This is a genomic window from Streptomyces sp. AC627_RSS907 (genome assembly GCF_019049165.1).
The window spans coordinates 1-719 of the sequence record NZ_JAGMUE010001048.1 but is presented as its reverse complement, the minus strand read 5'-3'; the positions used below and the strand labels follow the sequence as shown (position 1 = coordinate 719).

General features: G+C 78.6%; 1 protein-coding gene. It reads left to right on the top strand.

Annotation, left to right across the window (positions count from 1 at the left end):
• Positions 1 to 107 precede the first annotated feature (107 nt).
• A complete protein-coding gene (locus KUM32_RS40185; RefSeq protein WP_187086194.1) occupies positions 108 to 482 on the top strand; it encodes an RNA-binding S4 domain-containing protein in 375 nt (124 codons plus the stop codon).
• The last annotated feature ends 237 nt before the right edge of the window (positions 483 to 719 follow it).

The following is a 719-nucleotide window of genomic DNA, read 5'->3' as shown; positions in this document are numbered from 1 at the left end:
GGCGGGGAGCGCGGCGGTCTCCCGCGCGCCGCCCGACCGGGGCACGGGGCCCGGCCCGGGCGAAAACCCACCCCGGTGATCGGCGGCACGGCGCTAGAGTCGGTGCCATGACGGCAGACGAGGGGACCGTACGAGTCGACAGTTGGATCTGGTCGGTGCGGCTGACCAAGACCCGCTCCGCGGCCGCGACGGCGTGCCGGGGCGGCCACGTCCGCGTCAACGGCGACCGGGTCAAGCCCGCGGCGGCCGTGCGGCCGGGGGACCAGGTGCGGCTCTTCCACGCGGGACGCGAGCGCGTCGTCGTGGTCTCGAAGCTGGTGCGCAAGCGGGTCGGCGCCGCGATCGCCGCCGAGTGTTACGTGGACAACAGCCCGCCCCCGCCGCCGCGCGAGGAGGTCGCGCTGCTCGGCGTCCGGGACCGCGGCGCGGGCCGGCCCACCAAGCGTGACCGGCGCGAGATGGAGCGCCTGCGCGGCAACTGAGCGCGACAGCGACAGCCGGGTGGCTTCCCGATTACGGGGCGCCACCCGGCTGTCGTGCGCGATGCCGGGCGGGGTGCGCGCCTGCCGTGCCGCGATGCCCGGCGGGGTGCGCGGCACGGCGCGGACCACCCGGATGCGGGCACGCCGGGCGGCCGGCGAGGGGTAGGGATCGTAGGCGCGGGGCGCCGGACCCGTCGTCGTGGCCGCCCGGCGCCGCACGCCGTGGCTGCCCCGCCC

Coding starts and splice junctions, on each gene's coding strand:
- KUM32_RS40185 (WP_187086194.1), top strand. CDS start 108: ATGACGGCAGACGAGGGGACCGTACGAGTCGACAGTTGGATCTGGTCG.